The organism is Aestuariivirga litoralis, assembly GCF_003234965.1.
Taxonomy (GTDB): Bacteria; Pseudomonadota; Alphaproteobacteria; order Rhizobiales; family Aestuariivirgaceae; genus Aestuariivirga; species Aestuariivirga litoralis.
This window is the reverse complement of record NZ_QKVK01000003.1, coordinates 13773-30323: the sequence shown is the minus strand read 5'-3', so window position 1 is coordinate 30323 and position 16551 is coordinate 13773. Positions and strand designations below refer to the sequence as shown.

Annotated in this window: 19 protein-coding genes; 5 read left to right on the top strand and 14 right to left on the bottom strand. The window is 66.5% G+C overall.

The annotated features are described in order from the left end of the window. Positions 1–127: 127 nt before the first annotated feature. The gene (locus tag DK847_RS07365; RefSeq protein ID WP_111197379.1) at positions 128–856 is read left to right on the top strand and encodes a twin-arginine translocation signal domain-containing protein; all 729 of its coding nucleotides are present in this window, start codon (positions 128–130) and stop codon (positions 854–856) included. Between the two features lie 55 nt (positions 857–911). Here DK847_RS07365 and rlmH read toward each other — a convergent pair whose 3' ends face one another. The 6 genes from rlmH to obgE all read right to left on the bottom strand — a co-directional run bounded on the left by rlmH (position 912) and on the right by obgE (position 6314). Then, positions 912–1394: a 23S rRNA (pseudouridine(1915)-N(3))-methyltransferase RlmH gene (rlmH, locus tag DK847_RS07360; protein ID WP_111197377.1), complete on the bottom strand. Its 483-nt coding sequence runs from the start codon at positions 1392–1394 to the stop codon at positions 912–914. After that, positions 1391–1822 (bottom strand): ribosome silencing factor, encoded by a 432-nt coding sequence (rsfS, locus tag DK847_RS07355; RefSeq protein WP_245414548.1) that lies wholly within the window; start codon positions 1820–1822, stop codon positions 1391–1393. The genes rlmH and rsfS overlap by 4 nt, the downstream gene beginning before the upstream one ends. 451 nt (positions 1823–2273) lie before the next feature. Further along, positions 2274–2882: a nicotinate-nucleotide adenylyltransferase gene (locus DK847_RS07350; RefSeq protein WP_111197375.1), complete on the bottom strand. Its 609-nt coding sequence runs from the start codon at positions 2880–2882 to the stop codon at positions 2274–2276. Next, positions 2879–4150, bottom strand: coding sequence for a glutamate-5-semialdehyde dehydrogenase (locus DK847_RS07345; RefSeq protein WP_111197374.1), 1272 nt, complete (start codon positions 4148–4150; stop codon positions 2879–2881). Before DK847_RS07345 ends, DK847_RS07350 begins: the two co-directional genes overlap by 4 nt. Next, a complete protein-coding gene (gene proB, locus DK847_RS07340; protein ID WP_111197372.1) occupies positions 4147–5283 on the bottom strand; it encodes a glutamate 5-kinase in 1137 nt (378 codons plus the stop codon). Before proB ends, DK847_RS07345 begins: the two co-directional genes overlap by 4 nt. Continuing rightward, on the bottom strand, positions 5271–6314 hold the full coding sequence (gene obgE / locus DK847_RS07335; RefSeq protein ID WP_111197370.1) for a GTPase ObgE: 1044 nt from the start codon (positions 6312–6314) through the stop codon (positions 5271–5273). Before obgE ends, proB begins: the two co-directional genes overlap by 13 nt. A 221-nt stretch (positions 6315–6535) precedes the next feature. On the opposite strand from obgE, the gene DK847_RS20840 reads away from it, so the two are divergent. Beyond that, positions 6536–7243 carry a lytic transglycosylase domain-containing protein gene (locus DK847_RS20840; RefSeq protein ID WP_204508275.1) on the top strand — a complete coding sequence of 236 codons (708 nt, stop codon included), beginning with the start codon at positions 6536–6538 and terminating at the stop codon, positions 7241–7243. A 20-nt stretch (positions 7244–7263) separates the two neighbouring features. Here the strand turns inward: DK847_RS20840 and DK847_RS07325 are convergent, their stop codons facing one another. The 3 genes from DK847_RS07325 to rplU all read right to left on the bottom strand — a co-directional run bounded on the left by DK847_RS07325 (position 7264) and on the right by rplU (position 8505). Beyond that, positions 7264–7788, bottom strand: a complete 525-nt coding sequence (locus DK847_RS07325) for a GNAT family N-acetyltransferase (protein WP_111197369.1) — start codon at positions 7786–7788, stop codon at positions 7264–7266. Between the two features lie 111 nt (positions 7789–7899). Beyond that, positions 7900–8166 (bottom strand): 50S ribosomal protein L27, encoded by a 267-nt coding sequence (rpmA, locus tag DK847_RS07320; RefSeq protein ID WP_111197367.1) that lies wholly within the window; start codon positions 8164–8166, stop codon positions 7900–7902. A gap of 27 nt (positions 8167–8193) precedes the next feature. Further along, positions 8194–8505, bottom strand: coding sequence for a 50S ribosomal protein L21 (rplU, locus tag DK847_RS07315; RefSeq protein WP_111197365.1), 312 nt, complete (start codon positions 8503–8505; stop codon positions 8194–8196). A 259-nt stretch (positions 8506–8764) separates the two neighbouring features. Here rplU and DK847_RS07310 point away from each other — a divergent pair, with 259 nt between their 5' ends. After that, complete coding sequence (locus tag DK847_RS07310) at positions 8765–9652, top strand: hypothetical protein (protein WP_111197364.1); 888 nt, start codon at positions 8765–8767, stop codon at positions 9650–9652. Positions 9653–9667: 15 nt separating this feature from the next. On the opposite strand, the gene DK847_RS07305 is transcribed toward DK847_RS07310, so the two are convergent. Both DK847_RS07305 and DK847_RS07300 read right to left on the bottom strand, forming a co-directional pair. Continuing rightward, entirely contained in the window at positions 9668–11641 is a 1974-nt protein-coding gene (locus DK847_RS07305; protein WP_245414547.1) for a protein meaA, read from the bottom strand. A gap of 58 nt (positions 11642–11699) precedes the next feature. After that, positions 11700–12005: a hypothetical protein gene (locus DK847_RS07300; RefSeq protein ID WP_111197360.1), complete on the bottom strand. Its 306-nt coding sequence runs from the start codon at positions 12003–12005 to the stop codon at positions 11700–11702. Between the two features lie 166 nt (positions 12006–12171). Between DK847_RS07300 and ccrA the strand changes: the two genes are divergently transcribed. Continuing rightward, on the top strand, positions 12172–13470 hold the full coding sequence (gene ccrA, locus DK847_RS07295) for a crotonyl-CoA carboxylase/reductase (RefSeq protein WP_111197358.1): 1299 nt from the start codon (positions 12172–12174) through the stop codon (positions 13468–13470). Positions 13471–13614: 144 nt separating this feature from the next. On the opposite strand, the gene DK847_RS07290 is transcribed toward ccrA, so the two are convergent. Together DK847_RS07290 and DK847_RS07285 are read right to left on the bottom strand one after the other, a co-directional pair. Then, entirely contained in the window at positions 13615–14499 is an 885-nt protein-coding gene (locus DK847_RS07290; protein WP_111197357.1) for a YihY/virulence factor BrkB family protein, read from the bottom strand. A gap of 27 nt (positions 14500–14526) precedes the next feature. Next, complete coding sequence (locus DK847_RS07285) at positions 14527–15234, bottom strand: tellurite resistance TerB family protein (RefSeq protein WP_111197355.1); 708 nt, start codon at positions 15232–15234, stop codon at positions 14527–14529. Positions 15235–15291: 57 nt separating this feature from the next. Here DK847_RS07285 and DK847_RS07280 point away from each other — a divergent pair, with 57 nt between their 5' ends. Then, complete coding sequence (locus DK847_RS07280) at positions 15292–16194, top strand: DMT family transporter (protein ID WP_111197353.1); 903 nt, start codon at positions 15292–15294, stop codon at positions 16192–16194. Here DK847_RS07280 and DK847_RS07275 read toward each other — a convergent pair. After that, complete coding sequence (locus tag DK847_RS07275; RefSeq protein ID WP_111197352.1) at positions 16166–16513, bottom strand: YkvA family protein; 348 nt, start codon at positions 16511–16513, stop codon at positions 16166–16168. The two genes, DK847_RS07280 and DK847_RS07275, sit on opposite strands and share 29 nt — an antisense overlap. Positions 16514–16551 lie beyond the last annotated feature (38 nt).

The window sequence follows — 16551 nt, the reverse complement described above, 5'->3', positions numbered from 1 at the left end:
GCACCGGGGGTCCCGCCCCACTTGCGCCCGTCAACGGGCGGGCTCGACGGCCCCGCCCGGCAATTGTAAAGACCAACACGCAATCCGGGCGCGCAGCTGCTGCTTGCCCCCAAGGGAGAAGAAAAGAATGATTACTCGCAGGACCTTCATCACCGGGCTGGCGCTTGGCGCCGCCGCCATCGCGCTCACCGGCTGCCAGATCGACACGCGCACGCCGATCAAGGTGTCGCAGATCCTCGAAGTGGCGCGTTCGGGCGTGCCCTCGCCGGTTCCGGCCACCGTCACCGGCCAGTTCATCACCCCGGCCTGGTGTCAGGACGAGGCGGTCATGGCGGCCCAGACCGTCGCAACGCCGGCCGTTCCGGTGCAGGTCCAGTCCTGCGCGCCGGGTGGCCCCACGGGCGCCATCGGCACCTTCCAGATGGGCACCAGCCTGGTGAAGACCGATGGTGGCCAGACCGACGCCGTGATCCTTGCCAACGTGCTCGGCACCGACAATGCGCGCTTCGCCGTGTTCCCGCATGGCAAGCATGACGGGCTCCTCTCCGTCGGCCTGTTCCTCAACATCCCGCAGCTCCAGGCGGCGCAGCAGAAGCTGATGGCCATGCCGGTCTACAAGCGCGGCAAGTATGACGGCAACGTGACCTTCTCCTTCACCATCGACATCATCAACGACACCGACAAGCCGGCGAAGTTCTACCTCGCCGACGTCAGCGCCGGCGGTGACCTGCCCTCCGACGAGGCCATCCTGACCATTCCGCCCGCCGGCATGGACACGGTGACGCTCGACGCCCAGACCCAGGCCAAGCTGGGCGCCCAGGGCTGGGTGAACTTCATGTCGATGATGACGAAGTAAACAGATCGCACGCCACAGGTCCTCTCCCGCCCCGGCGGGAGGGGACGCAAGGGGCTCACACCCGGTGATACGGATGCCCCGCAATGATGGTCACCGCGCGGTAGAGCTGTTCGAACAGCATCACCCGCACCAGCCGGTGCGGCCAGGTCATGGGGCCGAAGCTCATCAGCAGCCCCGCATTGTCACGCTGTTCCGGTGAGTGGCCGTCGGGGCCGCCGATCAGGAAGGCCATGTCAGCGGTGCCGCCATCGAGGTGGCGGCGCAGCAGCGCGGCGAAGGCCTCGCTCGCCAGCGCCTTGCCGCGCTCGTCCAGCACCACGGTGAAGCATTTGGGCGGCAGTGCGCCCGCGATGATGCGCCCTTCCTCCGCCATGCGGGCAGCGGCTGAAGAGGCCTGCGATTCATTGAACTCGGAAACGGCGACTTTCGCGATGCCGCATTTGCGGCCAAGCCCCTGCGCGCGGGCCAGATAATCCTCGGCGAGTGATTTCTCGGGGCCGGGCTTCAGGCGCCCGGCCGCGATCACCTGTAGCTTCACATCACCGCCCGGTCATCCGGCGCGCTGGCGGAGAGCAACTTCTCCAGATTGTAGAAGCTCCTGACTTCCGGCCGGAAGATGTGCACCACCACGTCCCCGGCATCCACCAGCACCCAGTCGCATTGCGGCATGCCCTCGATGCGGAGGTCGCGGTAGCCCTTCTCCTTCAGCTTCATCACCAGCTGGTCGGCAATGGCGCCGACGTGGCGGTTGGAGCGGCCCGACGCCACCACCACGGCATCCGCCACGGCGCGCCGGTCATCGAGGGGGATCGACACGATCTGCTCCGCCTTGGCATCGTCCAGCTGCGCGAGGATCAGGTCCAGCGCATTGACGGGCCTTGGCGCCTCGGCCTTGCGGCCGCGCGGCTTCCTGGGCTTCTTGGCGCGGGGCGCGTCGTCCAGCAGCTCGGCCGGAATCTCCGGCAAGGGCTCCTTGGCCGGAAGATCATCCTTGGGGCGCGGCGCGGGCCGGAAGCGCTTGACCTTGTCCGGCTTGGCGCGGGCCGCGGGCTTTGCCCTGGTGCCCGGCTTCGGCTTGGCCGGGGGCGATGCCTTTGTGGCGGCTGCTGCCTTGGCACCTGGCTTCGCCCTGCTCGTGGGCTTTGCCTTGGCGAGGGGCCTGGCCTTGCCGATCTCGGGCTTGGCCCTCGGGCTTGCGGCCTTCTTGGGGGCGGGGCGGCTGCCCTTGGCAGCGGATTTCTTCGCCGTGGCTTTCCTGGCCGCGGACTTCTTGGCGGGCGCTTTCAGTGGTCTGGTCCTTGGTTCCGGTTACGTCTCTGCATGGGTTCCAAGTGAATGGGCTGCAAACGACATGGCTTCGGGGTGGAACAACGAATCCGACGCTAAAGGGTTCGGCGGCACCGTTCAAGGGCCTGTCTCAGGTGGCCTCTGCCCTGGCGCGTCGCCGGATCGCCGTCGAACTCTCGGGGCGCAGCGGCATGGGGATGAAGCACCAGGCAGGGGGCTTCGCCGTCACCAGCATGGGCGCCTGGTTGGTGGGGACCTGCGCCTCGGCAAACCGCGTCGCCGCCGGGCCGCCCAGGGCGCGCAGCGAGAAGCCGGGGCGGGCGAGCACCGCGAGCGGCAGCGTCTGGGGGATTTCCAGCCAGTCATGCCAGCGGTGCAGGCTGGCGAAGCTGTCCGCCCCCATGATCCACACGAAATGGGCGCGGGGGAGCAGCGGCCTCAGCCCGCGCAGCGTTTGCGCCGTGGTGCGCGAACCCATCTGCTTCTCGATGTCGGTGACGACGAAGCGCGGGTGCTTCGCCACCGCGCGCGTCGAGGCGAGGCGCGCGGCATATTCACCCGTCTCGGAGGGGTCCTTCAGTGGGTTCTGCGGCGAAACGAGCCACCACACCCAGTCGAGCTCCAGCCGCTTCAGCGCGAAGAGCGCCACCATGTAGTGCCCGTAATGGGCGGGGTTGAAGGAGCCGCCGAAGAGCCCGATCCTCTGGCCTTCGCCGAATGCGGGCGGTTTCAGTATCATGGGCGGGTCTGGCCCTTGCCCCGCACCTGGTACTTGAAGGTCGTCAGCTGCTCGACGCCCACGGGCCCCCGCGCGTGGAGCTTGCCGGTGGCGATGCCGATCTCCGCGCCGAAGCCGAACTCGCCGCCATCGGCGAACTGCGTCGAGGCATTGTGCAGCACGATGGCGCTGTCGACTTCGTTCAGGAAGCGCTCGGCGGTCGCGGCATCCTCGGTAATGATCGAGTCCGTGTGCTGCGAGCCATGGCGCGCGATATGCGCCATGGCGTCCCCCACGCCGTCGACCAGCTTCAGCGAGACGATGGCATCGAGATATTCGGTGGACCAGTCCTCTTCCGTCGCGGGCTTCACCCGCGCGTCGGCCGCCTGCGCGGCGTCATCGCCGCGTACTTCGCAGCCTGCATCGAGCAGCGTCGTGATGATCGGCTTCAGGTTCGTCTCCGCCGCCGCCCGGTCGATCAGGATGGTCTCGGCCGAGCCGCAGATGCCGGTGCGCCGCATTTTGGCATTGAGGCAAACGGCGCGCGCCATCTCGGGGTCCGCGGCCCTGTCGACATAGACATGGCAGATGCCTTCGAGGTGGCTGAACACCGGCACGCGCGCATCGGCCTGCACGCGCGCCACGAGGCTTTTCCCGCCGCGCGGCACGATCAGGTCCAGCGTGCCGCTGAGGCCCTCGAGCATCAGCCCCACGCAGTCGCGGTCGGCATTGGGCACCATCTGGATCGCGGTGCGCGGCAGGCCTGCGATGTCGAGCCCCCGCTGCAGGCAGGCGATGATGGCGCCGGAGGAATGGAAGGAGTCGGACCCGCCGCGCAGGATCGCGGCATTGCCGGACTTGAGGCACAGGCCGCCCGCATCCGCCGTCACGTTGGGGCGTGATTCATAGATGATGCCGATCACGCCGATGGGCACGCGCACCCGGCTGATCTCGAGGCCGTTGGGCCTGGTCCATCTTGACATCACCTGGCCGACGGGATCGGGCAGGGCGGCGATCTCTTCCAGACCCTTCGCCATGGCTTCGAGCCGCGCCTCGTTCAGCGTCAGGCGGTCGACGAAACTGCCCTTCAGCTCCTTCGCCCTGGCCGTCTCGAGGTCGCGCAGATTCTCGGACAGGATGTCGGCGGCGGAGCGGCGGATCTTCGCCGCCATCGCCATCAGCGCGTCGTTCTTCTGCTGCGTGGGCGCGAGCGCCAGGGCCTTGGCGGCATGGCGCGCGGCGCGGCCCAGCGTCAGCATCATCTCTCGGTTCGTCGTCATCTGGTTCATGTGCGCTCTCCGCCCATCAGCACCATGTCGTCGCGGTGGATCAGCACGTCACGCCCGCGGAAGCCCAGCACCTTCTCGATCTCGGAGGACTTGAGGCCGAGGATCTTCGCCGTGTCGTCGGCGCCATAGGCGACGAGTCCGCGGGCGATCTCTCGGCCCTTTGCCGTGACGATCGACACCGTGTCTCCGCGAGCGAAACTGCCTTCCACCTTCTTCACGCCGGCCGGCAGCAGGCTCTTGCCCTTGGCGAGCGCGGCCGCAGCGCCCTCGTCGACGACGAGATGCCCGATGGGCTGCAGCGTGCCGGCAATCCAGCGCTTGCGCGATTGCAGGGCCGAGGCATTTGCGACGAACCAGGTGCAGCGCCCGCCATCGCGGATGCGTTTCAGCGGGTGCATTTCGTGGCCGGAGGCAATCACCATGTTGCAGCCCGCACCGAGCGCGATCTTGCCGGCCTCGATCTTGGTGATCATGCCGCCGGAGCCCACACCCGACACGGGCTTTCCCGCCATGGCCTCGATCTCCGGCGTGATCTCCTCGACGACGGGGAGGAAGGTTGCACCCTTCTGGTCTGGCGGTGCGGTGTAGAGCCCGTCGATGTCGGAGAGCAGCACCAGGCAATCGGCCGACATCATCGAGGCAACGCGTGCAGCGAGGCGATCATTGTCGCCATAGCGGATTTCGCTGGTCGCCACCGTGTCGTTCTCGTTGATGACGGGCACCGCACCCTGTTCGAGCAGCGTCGAGAGTGTGGCGCGTGCATTGAGGTAGCGGCGGCGTTCCTCGGTGTCGGTGAGTGTCACCAGAACCTGCGCCGCCACCATGTTCCGTGTGCGGAGCGCCTCGGTCCAGGCCTGGGCCAGCGCGATCTGGCCCACGGCCGCCGCGGCCTGCTTCTGCTCGAGGCGCAACGTGCCCTTGGGCAGCCCCAGCGTGCGGCGGCCGAGCGCAATGGCGCCGGAGGAGACGATGATGATCTCCGCCCCCTTGACGCGCTGGTCGGCCAGATCATCGATCAGCGAAGACAGCCACGAGGCCTTGATCGTGCCCGTCTTGGCATCGACCAGCAGGGCAGAGCCGATCTTGACGACGATGCGCCGCGCCTGTGTCAGGCGGGACTTCACGGCCGCCACTCCTCCGTCGTCACCCCCGGCTCATCCTTGCGGCCGGCGCGGCGCGCGGTGTCGATCACCTCGAGAAGCTTCTTCATTGCTTCCGGCACGTTCTTCGTGGTGGCGCCGGAGATCAGCATCGGTGTCTTTCTAACCCGGCGCTTGAAGTCCTTGAGCTTCGCCTCGATCTCGTCCTCGGGCAGAAGGTCGGTCTTGTTGAAGGCGATCACCTCGGGCTTTTCGGCCAGTTCGGGCGAATAGGCCTTCAGCTCCTTGCGGATGACGCGATAGGCGGCAACCGGGTCATCGCCCGTCACGTCGATCAGGTGGAGGAGCACCGCGCAGCGCTCGACATGGCCGAGAAAGCGCGTGCCCAGCCCGTGGCCTTCCGACGCGCCCTCGATGAGGCCCGGAATGTCGGCCAGCACGAAGCTCTGTGCGCCGACACGCACCACGCCCAGCTGCGGGTGCAGCGTGGTGAAGGGATAATCCGCGATCTTGGGCTTCGCGGCCGAGACGGCGGCGAGCAGGGTGGACTTGCCGGCATTGGGAAGGCCCAGGAGGCCCGCATCGGCAATCAGCTTCAGGCGCAGCCAGATCCAGCGCTCCTCGCCCGGCTGGCCGGGGTTGGCATGGCGGGGTGCACGGTTGGTGGAGGACTTGAAATAGGCATTGCCGAAGCCGCCATTGCCGCCCTTGGCGATGCGGAAGCGGTCGCCCAGCCTGGCGAGGTCCGCCACCATGGTCTCGTTGTCGTCTTCGAACACCTGCGTGCCCACCGGCACCTTCAGCACGATGTCGTCGGAATTGGCGCCGGCCCGCAGCCGGCCCATGCCGTGGCCGCCTGTCGCGGCCTTGAAATGCTGCTGGTAGCGATAGTCGATCAGCGTGTTGAGGCCGTCCACGGCCTCGATCCACACGTCGCCGCCCTTGCCGCCGTCGCCGCCGTCGGGGCCGCCCATCTCGATGAACTTTTCCCTGCGGAAAGACACCGAACCCGCACCGCCGTCGCCGGAGCGCACATAAACCTTTGCCTGGTCGAGGAATTTCATGATGAAGCCTTGTAACGCGGGTTGCCAGTCGAGCCTAGTCCCCTGTGGCGCATCGGCCACGGTTCCATCTCGATGCTGCATTGCAATATTTTGGCCCCCTTGAGGACACATTTGGCAGTTTTACCAGCCCTCGCCCCAGAACGGGCGGCACTCGGGGGAAGATGATCACAACCAAGCCCAAGATCATCCCGGCGTTGTTTGTGTAGAACGAAAGGCAAGAAATGAAGAATAGACTGATCGCAGGTTTGCTGTCTGCCGCTGTACTGGCCGGCATCTCCGCTATACCTGCCGAGGCAGCCTGCAAGGGTGCCACTCACTGCTATGGCACCACCACCTCCACCAGCTTCAGCTCGAAACCGAAGGCGGCCAAATCGGCCCAGCTGCGCAAGAAGACACCGGCCAAGGTCACCAAGGCCACCACGCACCGCAGCACCACCCGCCAGGCTTCGGCCCGCAAGCGCGCGCATGTCGTCTATGGCAAGTCGCGTGTTCACACGGCGTCCAGCAAGCGCATCCAGGCCGTGCGCCGGTCTGAGACCCAGGTGGCGGCACTTGCCGTGCCGGCGGGTGCCAGTGCCTCGCAGGGGCAGGTCATTTCGCTGATCAAGGCCATGGCGCCGGCGCAGGGGGTTCCCACCTGGTTCGCACTGCGCATCGCCCATGTCGAATCCAACTACAATGCCCACATGCGCGGCAGTGCCGGCGAATATGGCGTGTTCCAGATGAAGTGCGCCACCGCCAAGGACATCGGCTTCCGTGGCAATTGCGGTGCGCTGCTCGATGCGCGCACCAACATCCAGTGGGGTCTTCGCCATCTTGCCATCGCCATCGGCAAGTCGGGCGGCAACCTGCGCCTTGCGGCTTCGAAGCACAATGGCGGCCTCGGCCGCCGCACCGTGGTCGCGAGCTACGTCGCCAAGGTGTTCTGACGATGTGAGGGAGCGGTGGCTCATCGCCGCCGCTCCTTCGCTTCTCTCCAGGCGTCTCGCGCGAGCCTGAGCTTGATGTGCCGGACCTCCGCCTGCCGGGCCCTCGAGAAGGCCGAACCCTCTCCCGTTTCCACGAAGCCCAGCCCCAGCAGGATGCGCCGCGAGGCGGCATTGCCGATGTGGTAGCTGGCGACCAGTTCCTCACGCTCCAGCACCTCGAAGGCATGATCCGTGAGGGCGCGCGCGGCTTCCGTGCCATAGCCCTGGCCCCAGTGCGGTTCCGCCAGCCAGTAGCCCAGCTCCCCGGAACCAACCCCGATGCCGCCGATCACCGTGCCCGCGCGGGTGATCATCAGCATCAGTTCGTCCGGCGTCGGCCGCAGATGGTGCGCCAGGAACGCCGCCGCATCATCCGGCCCATAGGGAAAGGGAATCCGCCCGGTCCAGCGCGAGACGTTGAAATTGTTCAGCGCAGGCACCAGCGCCTCCGCGTCCGTCGCGAGCGGCGGGCGAAGCGTCAGGCGGTCTGTCGTGAGCGTGGTCATGCAAAGTCCCAAACGAAAAGCGGAGAGGTGGTGGCCACCTCTCCGCTTCGAAATCTGACAAGCGTGCCGGATCGGTGGATCCGGCGGCCTGATATGTCCTGAGCCCGCCGGTTACTCAGCCGCGACGGCTGGGATCACGGACACGGTCTGCTTGTCGCCCTTGGTGCGGCGGAAGCTGACGACGCCGTTCACCACCGCGAAGATGGTGTGGTCGCGGCCGATGCCCACGCCGGTGCCCGGGTGAACCTTGGTGCCGCGCTGGCGGATGATGATGTTGCCGGCGATGACGGTCTCGCCGCCGAAGGCCTTGACGCCGAGACGGCGGCCCGCGGTGTCGCGACCGTTGCGGGACGAACCGCCTGCCTTTTTATGAGCCATGGGATGTTCTCCTAATCTCTGGCGCGCTTAAGCGCGGATCTCGCGGATGGTCACCGAGGTCAGGTCCTGGCGGTGGCCGTTGCGGCGGCGATAGTGCTTGCGGCGCCGCTTCTTGAAGATGATGACGCGGGGGCCGCGGTCCTGGGAGGCGATCTCGCCCACCACGGTGGCGCCGGCCACATGCGGCGCGCCGATGCTGACGGCCTCGCCATTGGCGATCATCAGCACTTCCGCGAAGTTGACGGTGTCGCCCGGGTTGCCCTCGAGCTTCTCGATCTGGATCTTGTCGCCGGCAGCAACGCGGTACTGCTTTCCGCCGGTCTTGATGACTGCGTACATGTTGTTTCGTCCTTGTTGTCCCGCGCCCTTTGGCGGCACCGGAGAACCCGTGGTCCGGTGCGCTTCAAGTGCCTGATTGCTCAAGCGAAATTGGGTTGCCTGGGGCAGCGCAAAACGCGCCTTGGGGCAGCACCCCTCCGCGCGGATGGCCGGAAATAGGGGAAACGGCGGAAAGAGTCAAGGAACTGGCGGCCGCCGTCGCCGGGTGGCAAAACTCGCGGAATAGCAAATTTGAAACAAATTCGTGCTGTGATTGTGCATGCCCATCACGCGATATGTGCCGTCCGGTCTCGTCCTCTGCCTCGCCCTCCTGGTTTCCGCCGGCGCTCCCGCCGCGGCGCATGACGGCGTGGCCGTGCCCTCCGTGGCCAGTTCAACGCCCGCAGCCAGCCCGGCCCGGCCCATGGCGGTCCGCCGCATGCAGGGAACGGGGCCGTGCGGCAGCCGCTGTCCGGAATGGATCATGGCCGAGGGCACCATCACCCCCAACACGCCCAGCCACCTGCGCGAGCTTCTGGGGCAGGCGGAGGCGGAGAAGCTGCCGGTGGTGTTCGAGTCCAAGGGCGGTGACCTCGATGCGGCGCTCGAGATCGGCCGCATGATCCGGGCGGCGGGGCTCACCACCGTCATCGGCCACAATGTGGTGGAGGGGTGCGGACCGCGCGAGGCCTGCAGCAAGGACGAGACGGCGGGGACGGCCTACAGGGGCTATGTCGCGGCCCCGGCCGAGTGTTCCGGCACTTGCCTGTTCGCCTTCGCGGGTGGCGTGCGGCGGATCGGCTACTGGGCCACCGGCGCCAGCCTTCCCGCGCTCGACGGCTTCAAGTCCCGCAGCCGCGGCGCCAGGGCCGGCAAGCTGATCGGAGACTATCTTGCCGACATGGGGATTTCCGCCGGCCTCGTCGTGCGCCTGCGCCAGGCAGGCCTCACGCTCGGCAGGTCCGACATGCTGCATTTCGGCCTCAGCACCGGCCGCGAGCGGGTGGAGGACGTCACGGGCACCAGCATCTGCCATGGGCGGAAGCCGGCCGCGAACTGCCTGCTGAAGGCGGCGCCCGCCCCGGCGCAGGTCAGCATGGCGGCGTCGCCCCGCAAGCAGGCGGCGCCGCGGCCCGGTCAGGTCATCATCTGGGGCGCGCTCGAATAGGCGTGCCTGAAACGGCTAGGCCGCCTTCTCGTCGGCCCGCTTCTCGATCAGCGTCACGAGGTCCGACATGATGCGGTTCATGTCGAAGTCCTTCGGCGTATAGACGGCGGCAACACCCAGCTGCTTCAGCACGTTCACGTCGTCCTGGGGGATGATGCCGCCGGCGACGACGGGAACGCTGGAAAGCCCGGCAGCGCGCAGGCGCTGCATCACCTCGCGGATCAGCGGCACGTGGCTGCCGGACAGGATGGAGAGGCCGAGGATGTGGACGTCCTTCTCCTGCACCGTCTTCACCAGCTGTTCCGGCGTCACGCGGATGCCGTCATAGATGACCTCGAGCCCGGTATCGGCGGCGCGCACCGCGATCTGCTCCGCACCGTTCGAGTGCCCGTCGAGGCCGGGCTTGCCGACGAGGAAGCGCGGTGTCTCTCCCATGCGCTCCGCCAGCCGCCGCACGCGGCTGCGCAGGTCGAGAAGCTGTTCACCACCCTCCGCCCGCATGGTGAGGGCCACGCCGGTTGGGGCGCGGTACTCGCCGAAGATGTCGCGCAGCGTGCCGCCCCATTCGCCGGTGGTGACACCGGCCTTCGCGCAGGCGATCGAGGGCTCCATGATGTTGCGCCCGTCGCGCGCCGCGGCGCGCAACTCTGCCAGCGCCGCAGCCACGGCCTTGGCGTCGCGGGCGGTGCGCCAGGCCTTCAGACGCTCGATCTGCTCGAACTCCACATCGTCCTTCACCGTCATGATGGCGTCGGTGCCGGCGGAGAGCGGCGAGGGCTCGGTCGTGGTGAAGGCATTGACGCCGACGATCTTCGTTTCGCCTGACTCGATCGCATGAAGCCTGGCGGTGTTGGAGGTGACGAGCCGGCGCTTCATGTAGGCGATCACCTCCTCCGAGGTGCCGCCGCCCATGGCCAGCACGCGCGCGAGCTCGCCGCGCGCCTCCTCCTTCAGCGCCTCCACCTTGCCTGTGATCTCGGTCGAGCCGTCGAAGATGTCGCCGTAGTCGAGAAGATCGGTCTCATAGGCCACGATCTGCTGCATGCGCAGCGACCATTGCTGGTCCCAGGGGCGGGGAAGCCCCAGCGCCTCGTTCCAGGCGGGAAGCTGCACGGCCCGGGCGCGTGCGTTCTTGGACAGCACCACCGCCAGCATCTCGAGCAGGATGCGGTAGACGTTGTTCTCCGGCTGCTGCTCCGTGAGGCCCAGCGAGTTCACCTGCACGCCATAGCGGAAGCGGCGGTGCTTTTCTTCCGCGATGCCATAGCGCTCACGCCCGATCTCGTCCCACAATTCGGTGAAGGCCCGCATCTTGCAAAGCTCGGTGACGAAGCGGATGCCGGCATTGACGAAGAAGGAGATGCGGCCGAACACTTCGGGAAAGTCCTTTTCCGGCACCGCCCCGCTGGCCTTCACGCCGTCGAGCACTGCAATTGCGGTCGCCAGCGCATAGGAGAGCTCCTGCACCGGCGTCGCACCCGCCTCCTGCAAATGATAGGAACAGACATTCATCGGGTTCCACTTCGGCAGTTCCCGCGTGGAGAAGGCGATGGTGTCGGTGATCAGCCGCAGCGACGGTCCCGGCGGGAACACATAGGTGCCGCGCGAGAGATATTCCTTGATGATGTCGTTCTGCGTGGTGCCGGACAGGCTTGCCCGCGGCGCCCCCTGTTCCTCGGCCACCGCCACGTAAAGCGCCAGCAGCCAGGCTGCGGTGGCATTGATGGTCATCGAGGTGTTCATGGTGGCAAGCGGGATCTGGTCGAACAGGGTCCGCATGTCGCCGATATGCGAGACCGGCACACCCACCTTGCCCACCTCGCCGCGCGACAGCACGTGATCGGAATCATAGCCCGTCTGGGTCGGCAGGTCGAAGGCCACCGACAGGCCGGTCTGCCCCTTGGACAGGTTGGTCCGGAACAGCTTGTTGGAATCAGCGGCCGTGGAATGGCCGGCATAGGTGCGGAAGAGCCAGGGTTTGTCACGCATGATGCGCCATGCTGGCATGGCCCATATTGCACCGCAACCTCGACCTTTGGGCAGCCTCCTACTCGGTGTTGCCGCTGCGCACGAACCACATCAGAACGACAACCGAGATCAGCGACATGCCGGCGAAGGAGACCACCACCGGCCGGACGTAATAGCGGTCGAGCGGCAGATAGAGGTCGAGGGCCAGGAGATTGGCCGCCATCGCGCCGATGAACAGCGCCACGCCATTGAACAGCAGGGTCCCGAGCCCATACCACCGGGTATAGAGCGACAGCACGCCGGATCCGGCCAGGGCACAGATCACGGCGATGGGGATCACGGATGGGGGAAGTTCCGTGCCCGACCACCAGTCCATGAAACTCATTGCAGAGTCACTTTCTGTTCCACAACCTGCACTTTTGTTTTTCCGCCGTTTCTTGTCAAGATCAAGAGCTGCCCCGGGGGAGCTTTGTGCCCCCTCCTTTTGTTGCGGTGCGAGATGGTCTAGCCTCGGCTAATCTGTGCCCCAACTGTTTCAGGGAGACGACGACATGAGTTCCGCCGCCGCCAAATCCGCCCCCGCACCCGCCAATGGCAATGCCCCGGTGAAGGACCTCTACGAGGTGGGGGAGGTGCCGCCGCTGGGCCATGTGCCGGCCAGGATGTATGCCTGGTGCATCCGCCAGGAGCGCCATGGTGCCCCGGACAGCGCCATGCAGGTCGAGGTCGTGCCCACCTGGGAGATCGGCGAGGACGAATGCCTGGTCTTCGTGCTGGCGGCGGGCGTCAACTACAATGGCGTCTGGGCGGCCCTGGGCAAGCCCATCTCGCCGATCGACGGTCACAAGAACCCCTTCCACATTGCGGGCTCGGATGCCTCGGGCATCGTCTGGGCCGTCGGCTCCAAGGTGAAGCGCTGGAAGGTGGGCGATGAAGTCGTCATCCACTGTAACCAGGACGATGGCGACGACGAGGAGTGCAACGGCGGCGACCCGATGTTCTCCAATTCGCAAAGGATCTGGGGCTACGAGACGCCGGATGGCTCCTTCGCCCAGTTCACCCGCGTGCAGGCCCGCCAGCTGCTGCCGAAGCCCGCTCATCTGAGCTGGGAAGAGGCCGCCTGTTACACCCTCACGCTGGCCACCGCCTATCGCATGCTGTTCGGCCACCGCCCGCATGTGCTGAGTGCCGGCCAGAACGTGCTGGTGTGGGGCGCTTCCGGCGGCCTTGGCTCCATGGCGATCCAGCTTGCCGCCACCACCGGCGCCAATGCCATCGGCGTCATCTCGGAGGATGACAAGGCGGACTTCGTCATGCAACTCGGCGCCAAGGGCGTCATCAACCGCAAGAAGTTCAACTGCTGGGGCCAGATGCCCACCGTCGGCACGCCCGAGTATAACGACTGGATGAAGGGAGCCCGCGAGTTCGGCAAGGCCATCTGGCATTTCACCGGCAAGGGCAACAACGTCGACATGGTGTTCGAGCATCCGGGCGAATCGACCTTCCCGGTCTCGGTGCTGATGACCAAGCGCGGCGGCATGATCGTGATCTGTGCCGGCACCACGGGCTTCAACCTCACCATGGACGCGCGCTACCTGTGGATGCACCAGAAGCGCGTGCAGGGCTCGCACTTCGCCAACCTCATGCAGGCTTCCGCCGCCAACAAGCTGGTCATGGCGCGGCGCATCGACCCCTGCATGTCGGAAGTCTATTCCTGGGCCGATATCCCCAAGGCCCACATGAAGATGTGGAAGAACGAGCACCGCCCCGGCAACATGGCCGTGCTGGTGTCGGCCCCGACCACGGGCCTCAAGACGCTGGATGACGCGATCGAGGCTTCGGGGAAGTAGGCGCTTCCTGCAGTCATCGACCAACTCATCGTCGCCGGGCTTGTCCCGGCGATTCTTTTTGCTGGCCGCAAAGAGATGGCCGGGACAAGCCCGGCCATGATGAAGAATGAGCGTTACGAGAAGGGCAAGCGGCAAGTGCCGCACCTAGACGTCCGCGTCCTCGCCCTTGAAGCGCTGCATCCGCATGATGCGGCGCACCTCCAGCACGCGGTTCACCTCGCCGCCGAGGATCAGCACCAGGGCGGCGAGGTAGACGAAGAACATCGCCGCGAAGACGCCCGACAGCGAGGCATAGGTCGAGGCGAAGGTGTTGAAGTTGACGAGATAGATCGAGAAGGCCGAGGACATCACCACCCAGGCAACGACGGTGATCACCACCCCCGGCAGCACCTCCAGAACATTGAGCGATTTCGCCGGCAGCACGCGGTGGCAGAACAGCACGCCCAACGTCAGCAGCGTGATGCCGATCGGGTAGCGCAGCTGCTCGATGGTCACGAAGTGCCCCTTGAGCGCCGGGGCATAGGTCTCCGCCAGCTGGATCATGATCGGTGCGAAGACGATCAGCAGCGCGAAGACGAGGAGGAAGATGGCCGAGCCGATGACGAACAGCACGTTCTGGAAGTAAAGCCACCAGACGCTCCGCGTCTCGCGGATGTCATAGGCGCGGTTCAGCCCCACGCGCACGCTGTCAACCCCGCCCATGGCGCTCCAGATGGTGATGAGCGCGGAGATGGACAGAAGCCCGGAGCGCGGCACCGTGAGGATCGAGCGGATTTCCGGCACCAGCGGCTCGACGAGGCGGGCAGGGGCGACACTCAGCAGGAATGTGACGACACCTTCGGCGAGATTGTCATTGCCGAAGAAGCCCGCAAGCGCCGTGAGGAAGATGAGGAAGGGAAACACCGAGAACACGGTGCGGAAGGCGATGTTGCCGGCGAGCGGAATCGCCTCGTCGGCGAACAGCCTGTAGAAGCTTTCGCGCACCAGCTGGGCGATGGTCGGTCCCTGGTCCTCGGGCTTGGCCGTCATGGCCGCTCAATAGCGCATGGGGGCCGGTCAGGCCACCGTCTTCGCGGTTTCCTTCTCGATCGCCATCCGCAAGCCCGGTTCAAGCTTGAGCCGCGAGGCCAGCATGGCGAGATAGGCCTGTTCCGCCGGATCGTCCGGGTCGATGGCGAGGACCGAGGCCGCATAGATCTCGACCGCCAGTTCCGGAGTTATAGCGGCTTTCACGACCGCATCGATGTCGAGGGGCTTGCGCAACTCGTCGATGACGAAGGCCTTCTCCTCCGTGTCGAGGTCAAGCTCGTCGAGCCTGGCGAAGATGCGCTGGTGCTCCTCGGCGTCGATGTGGCCATCGGCCTTGGCCGCTGCGATCATGGCGCGCAGGATGGCGAGGCTCATGCCGTCACGTTCGGCGCTGGCCGCCGGCAGGAAGCGCGTGCCCTCCGGCTTCGGCGTCACGTCCTTCATCGGCGGCGGGGCTTCTGCGGCAGGAGCCTGCTGCGCGGCGCGCCAGGATTCATATGCCTTGTAGGCAAGCCCGGCGAGGGCCGCCGTGCCGCCCAGCTTCACCGCACCCTTGGCCAGTTTCTTGGAGGTCTTGCCGCCCAGCAGGATGCCGGCGAGGCCACCGGCGACGCCGCCCGTGGCCAGGCCCTTCATGAAATCGGGTGACATGCCGCCCGCGGGCTTTGCGTCCTTCGCCGGGCTGCCATGGCTGCCGCCCAGGAACTGTTCCAGAAGTTTCTGCGGATCGAACATGCCTGCTCCCTGAATTAACCGTCTCGCCTCGCCGCCCAAATCAGGGCAAATGGCGGCATGACGCAGCAAACGCCAGCCACCCGCGCCCTCATCGCCGCGGCTCCTGTCCTGTTCGTCCTCATGTGGGCAACGGGCTTCGTGGTTGCAAGGCTTTCGGCGCCGCATGCCGATCCGCTCACCTTCCTGTCGATCCGCTTTCCCATCGCGGGTGTGATCTTCGCGGCCATTGCGGTGGCCCTGCACGCGCCCTGGCCGGGCGCGCGGCAGGCCTTCCATGCCACGGTCGCAGGCGCCTTCCTGCATGGCGGCTATCTGGGGCCGGTCTACTGGGCGGTGGCGCATGGCATGCCGGCGGGCGTCTCGGCGCTGATCGTCGGCCTCCAGCCGCTGATGACGGCGATCCTCGCCGCCTGGATGGTGAAGGAGAAGATTGCGCTCCGCCACTGGCTGGGGCTCGGTGTCGGCATCCTCGGCGTGGCGCTGGTCGTTTCACCCAAATTGCAGGCCGGCTTTTCCGGCGGCATCACGCCGGTGACCACGGCCGTCAACGTCTTCGGTGCGCTGTCGATCTCCTTCGGCACGGTCTACCAGAAGCGTTTTGCCACGGCGCTCAACCTCGCGAGCGGCGGCGCCTGGCAATATGTTGGCGCCACACTCGCTGTGGCGGTTCCCGCCGTGCTGATGGAGGAGATGCGCTTCGACGGCAGTTTCGACGCGTGGTTCGCGCTCGGCTGGTCGGTGGTGGTGCTGTCGCTGGGTGCCATCACGCTGCTGATGCTGCTGATCCGGCTGGGCGACGTCGGCCGCGTCGCCAGCCTCATCTTCCTGGTGCCCGGCGTCTCGGCGCTGATGGCCTATTTTCTCTTCGGCGAAACGCTGACGCCGGTGCAGATCCTCGGCATGGCCGTCTGCGCCGGCGCCGTGCTCATCGTCACGCGGAAATGGGTGCGCGCTGCCTGAGGCGCGTGATGGTCTCGCGGGCGCGGCGGCGGTGATCCTCGGTCACATGCGTCCTGACCACGTTGAAGGCGGTGAGCAGCACGGCCATGTCGTCGGTGAAGCCGAGGCCCAGCACGAAATCCGGAATGGTGTCGACCGGCAGCACGAAATAGGCCAGCGCACCGATCAGGATGCCCTTGGCCTTCAGCGGCGTCGCGCGGTCGAAGGCGGCGTAATAGGCAGCCACCAGCTCATCCGCCAGCGGCACCCGTGCCAGGCTGCGGGCGAGCTTCGGAAAGAACGTTTCCTTCACCGTGAATTCGTCAGCCGTGACAGCCATCGCAATCCCTCCGCCAAACGGCCTGTCAGATGGGGCTC

Bases quoted from the DNA above. Each gene is read 5' to 3' on its own strand.
- DK847_RS07285 (WP_111197355.1), bottom strand. From the start codon at position 15,234: ATGTTCGATCCGCAGAAACTTCTGGAACAGTTCCTGGGCGGCAGCCAT.
- ccrA (WP_111197358.1), top strand. From the start codon at position 12,172: ATGAGTTCCGCCGCCGCCAAATCCGCCCCCGCACCCGCCAATGGCAAT.
- DK847_RS07325 (WP_111197369.1), bottom strand. From the start codon at position 7,788: ATGACCACGCTCACGACAGACCGCCTGACGCTTCGCCCGCCGCTCGCG.
- DK847_RS20840 (WP_204508275.1), top strand. From the start codon at position 6,536: ATGAAGAATAGACTGATCGCAGGTTTGCTGTCTGCCGCTGTACTGGCC.
- obgE (WP_111197370.1), bottom strand. From the start codon at position 6,314: ATGAAATTCCTCGACCAGGCAAAGGTTTATGTGCGCTCCGGCGACGGC.
- DK847_RS07345 (WP_111197374.1), bottom strand. From the start codon at position 4,150: ATGAACCAGATGACGACGAACCGAGAGATGATGCTGACGCTGGGCCGC.
- DK847_RS07350 (WP_111197375.1), bottom strand. From the start codon at position 2,882: ATGATACTGAAACCGCCCGCATTCGGCGAAGGCCAGAGGATCGGGCTC.
- rplU (WP_111197365.1), bottom strand. From the start codon at position 8,505: ATGTACGCAGTCATCAAGACCGGCGGAAAGCAGTACCGCGTTGCTGCC.
- DK847_RS07305 (WP_245414547.1), bottom strand. From the start codon at position 11,641: ATGCGTGACAAACCCTGGCTCTTCCGCACCTATGCCGGCCATTCCACG.
- DK847_RS07300 (WP_111197360.1), bottom strand. From the start codon at position 12,005: ATGAGTTTCATGGACTGGTGGTCGGGCACGGAACTTCCCCCATCCGTG.
- DK847_RS07275 (WP_111197352.1), bottom strand. From the start codon at position 16,513: ATGGCTGTCACGGCTGACGAATTCACGGTGAAGGAAACGTTCTTTCCG.
- rpmA (WP_111197367.1), bottom strand. From the start codon at position 8,166: ATGGCTCATAAAAAGGCAGGCGGTTCGTCCCGCAACGGTCGCGACACC.
- DK847_RS07365 (WP_111197379.1), top strand. From the start codon at position 128: ATGATTACTCGCAGGACCTTCATCACCGGGCTGGCGCTTGGCGCCGCC.
- DK847_RS07290 (WP_111197357.1), bottom strand. From the start codon at position 14,499: ATGACGGCCAAGCCCGAGGACCAGGGACCGACCATCGCCCAGCTGGTG.
- DK847_RS07310 (WP_111197364.1), top strand. From the start codon at position 8,765: ATGCCCATCACGCGATATGTGCCGTCCGGTCTCGTCCTCTGCCTCGCC.
- DK847_RS07280 (WP_111197353.1), top strand. From the start codon at position 15,292: ATGACGCAGCAAACGCCAGCCACCCGCGCCCTCATCGCCGCGGCTCCT.